This window comes from Kribbella sp., from assembly GCF_035687465.1.
Taxonomy (GTDB): Bacteria; Actinomycetota; Actinomycetes; order Propionibacteriales; family Kribbellaceae; genus Kribbella.
This window is the reverse complement of the sequence record NZ_DASRXP010000725.1, coordinates 1-3241: the sequence shown is the minus strand read 5'-3', so window position 1 is coordinate 3241 and position 3241 is coordinate 1. Positions and strand designations below refer to the sequence as shown.

Here is a 3241-nt window from a genome sequence, read left to right as displayed (position 1 = left end):
CTCGACGCCTTCCGCTCACACCCTCACTAGCCGCGAGCCACTCAGGACACTAAGTCGTAGACAGCGAGGATCTCGTCGATCAGTGCCTCCCAGTCATACCTCTGTACTGCGCTGCGCCCGGCCTCGCGGAGCTTGTCGCGTTCGCCGGGAGAGCCGAGGAGTCCGAGCGTGTGCGAGGCGAGCTCACTCGAATTGCCCGGCTCGAACAGCTCCCCAAGGCGACCCCCGTCGAGCACCTGCCGGAAGGCGGCGAGGTCACTCGCCACCACGGGCGCGCCCGCGGCCATCGCCTCCAATAGCACGATGCCGAAGCTCTCGCCGCCCAGATGCGGCGCGACGAACACGTCGGAGCCGGCCAGCATGTCCGCGCGCGCGACGTCGTCGATCGCCCCTAGGAAAAGCACGTTCTCCCGGCAGAACTCAGGCAGTGAGCGGCGGGCATCGTCAGCCTGACCGGTTCCGGCGACGAGCACCTTGAGACCCGGCCGCTCCTTGATCAGCGAAGGCACCGCGGCCAGCAGCACCCCGAGGCCCTTCCGCGGCTCGTCCATCCGGCCGAGGAAGCTGATCGTGCCTTCCGTGCCCTGCCACTCCGGCCGGATCTTCCCGCCGAAGCGGTTCGTGAAGAGACCGTTCGGGATCACCACGGCCTCGCCGCCGATGTGCTGGACCATCATCGACCGCGCGTTCTCGGACACCGCGATCCGCGCGTCGATCTTCTCCAGTGCGGGCCGCAGGAGACCGGCGGCCGCGCTCATCGCACGGGAACGCACCTGCCAGGTGTGGAACGTCGCGACGAAAGGCCCATCGCCGGCCCACAACGCGATGATCGACGCGCTCGGCGTGGTCGGCTCGTGCACGTGGACGACGTCGAAGTCGCCGTCGGCGAGCCACGACCGGACGCGCGCCGCAGTACGGGGTCCGAAGGTCACGCGGGCGACCGATCCGTTGTAGGGAACGCCGACCGCGTGGCCGGCCGAGACGACGTACGGCGGGGCGTTGTCGTCGTCGACCGGGGCGAGCACGGAGACCTGGTGGCCGCGCGCCAGCAGTGCCTCGGCGAGATCGCGAACGTGGTTCTGCACCCCGCCGGGTGTACCCAGCGAGTACGGGCAGACCACGCCGATCTTCATTGGGGGTCGATCTTCATCAGTCCACGCCAACCTTCATTAGTCCAAGAAGATCCGCTGCAGCATGTGCCAGTCCTGCGGATGCGCCGCGATGCCGGCCGCGAAGGCATCCGCGCAACGCTGGGTCATCACGGCCGCGCCGCCGGCGGATTCGATCGTTTCGTGGAACGTGATCACCAGGTCGGGACCCTCGTAGTGCAGGGTCGCCGGGATCAGAGGCGCGCCCGTTCGCAGGCTCAGGGCGGCAGGCCCGGCCGGCATCCGGGACTGCCTCCCGAAGAACCTCACCGGTACGCCGTTCTCGGACAGATCGCGGTCCGCGACGAGACAGACGAAACCACCTGCTCTGAGCCGGTCCGCGAGTACTCCGAAGACATGCTCGTCGCTGCCGGTGAGCGGCAGGACCTCCATGCCGAGCTTCTTGCGGTAAGCAACGAAGCGGTCGAACAGGGACTCCGGCCGGAGCCGCTCCGCCACGGTCGACACCGGCATGCCGGTCCGTCCGGCCCAGGCACCCGCGTGGTCGTAGTTCGCCAGGTGCGGAAGGGCGCAGATCACGCCGCGGCCCCCGTCGTGCGCGTCGCGGAGCAGCTTCTCGTTGACTGTGCGGACGCGACCGACGATGCGCTCGTCGGACCACTCGGGGAGGCGGAACGCTTCCTGCCAGTAGCGCAGGTAAGACCGCATCCCCTCCCGCGTGAGCGCATCGAGCTCGGCCGCGGTCGCGTTCGGCCGAACCACGGCCAGGTTGCTGCGAAGACGTCGTACGCCGCGCCCGTCACGCCGTACGGCGAAGTCGGCGATCCGGCGGAACACCCAGGTAACAACGCTCTCGGGCAGTCGCCGCACCAACGCCCACGCAACCGCGAACGCCAGGTCGACAGCCCGCTGCTGCAGAGCCTCCGCCCTCTCGCTCATCGCCGGATCACCTGCTGCAGCAGGATCCGGATCGACACCAAGATCACCGTGTGCCTCCCGGGGAGCTACGGCTCAGGAACTCGCCGCGGGACCGTCCGGCCCAGCATCCGTCCCGAGCGGGCGGTCAACGCCGCCGTCGGCGGGGGGTTGCGCGGAGCTGCTCGCCCCGGACCCGCCCGCAGTCGGCTGGGTCGTCGCCGCGGACCCGCCCGCGGCGATCGGTCCGGTCGTCGCCGCAGGTCCGTCCGTGGTGGTCGGGCCGGGTGGTGGGGTGGGGAGGCCGGCGTTGGCGGGGTCGGCCAGGACCTGTTTGCGTACCGAAAGGGTGCGCTGGATGACTGTGATGGTGCTCGCGACCGCCAGCGCGCACAGCACGATCTTCAGCAGGATCGGGAGGTTGAGGACGTCGGAGAAGAACCCGATCACCAGGACGGAGACCAGGCGGTCGGAGCGCTCCGCCAGCCCGCCGCTCGCGTGCAGGCCGAGGCTCTCCGCCTTGGCTCGCGCGTACGACGTGGTCGCGCCCATCACCAGGGCCCACAGCGTCACGGCCGCCATCCAGCGGGAATCGCCCGCGCTGCCCGCGTAGTACAGGGCCAGGCCACCGAAGATCGCGCCGTCGCCGAGGCGGTCCAGGGTGGAGTCCAGGTACGAACCCCATTTCGACGACGTGCCCGACGTACGGGCCATGTAGCCGTCGATCAGGTCGGAGAACACGAAAACGGTGATTACCACCACGCCCAGCCAGATCTGGCCGCGCGGGAAGAAGATCAGCGCGCCGGCAGAGACCCCGAGGGTCCCCACCAGCGTGACGGCGTCGGCGCTCACGCCGAGCTTCAGCAAGAGGTTGGCGATCGGCGTGATCACCTTGGTCCAGAACTGCCGGAATCTACTAAGCATGGCGACGCGATCGTATCCAGCCCGACCCCCAGTCGCCCACACCACCACCCCCAAATCGCCGTGAAGGTACCGCGGGGCGGGCTGGTGACGCACCATGGCCTCACCGGACCCTGCCTTTCCCACCCGCCGACGGGAGGTCCCGATGAGAGCACCGCGGATCGCGGCCGGGCTGACTGCTCTTGCGCTGCTGACGGCCTGTTCCGTCGCGCGGCGGGCGGATGAGCCTCGGGAAGCGCCAGTCCTGCCGAAGCCGGCGGTCGTGATGCCGACCGCCGTCGCTCCCCCACAGGCCG

3 protein-coding genes are annotated in these 3241 nt (G+C 69.6%); all 3 read right to left on the bottom strand.

What is annotated here, in order from left to right:
* Nucleotides 1-41: 41 nt before the first annotated feature.
* Nucleotides 42-1133: a glycosyltransferase family 4 protein gene (locus VFG33_RS39380; protein ID WP_325058143.1), complete on the bottom strand. Its 1092-nt coding sequence runs from the start codon at nt 1131-1133 to the stop codon at nt 42-44.
* A 36-nt stretch (nt 1134-1169) separates the two neighbouring features.
* Nucleotides 1170-2048, bottom strand: coding sequence for a phosphatidylinositol mannoside acyltransferase (locus tag VFG33_RS39375; RefSeq protein ID WP_325058142.1), 879 nt, complete (start codon nt 2046-2048; stop codon nt 1170-1172).
* 72 nt (nt 2049-2120) lie between these two features.
* Nucleotides 2121-2948 (bottom strand): phosphatidylinositol phosphate synthase, encoded by an 828-nt coding sequence (pgsA, locus tag VFG33_RS39370; RefSeq protein WP_325058141.1) that lies wholly within the window; start codon nt 2946-2948, stop codon nt 2121-2123.
* Nucleotides 2949-3241 lie beyond the last annotated feature (293 nt).

Bases quoted from the DNA above. Each gene is read 5' to 3' on its own strand.
- VFG33_RS39375 (WP_325058142.1), bottom strand. From the start codon at position 2,048: ATGAGCGAGAGGGCGGAGGCTCTGCAGCAGCGGGCTGTCGACCTGGCG.
- VFG33_RS39380 (WP_325058143.1), bottom strand. From the start codon at position 1,133: ATGAAGATCGGCGTGGTCTGCCCGTACTCGCTGGGTACACCCGGCGGG.
- pgsA (WP_325058141.1), bottom strand. From the start codon at position 2,948: ATGCTTAGTAGATTCCGGCAGTTCTGGACCAAGGTGATCACGCCGATC.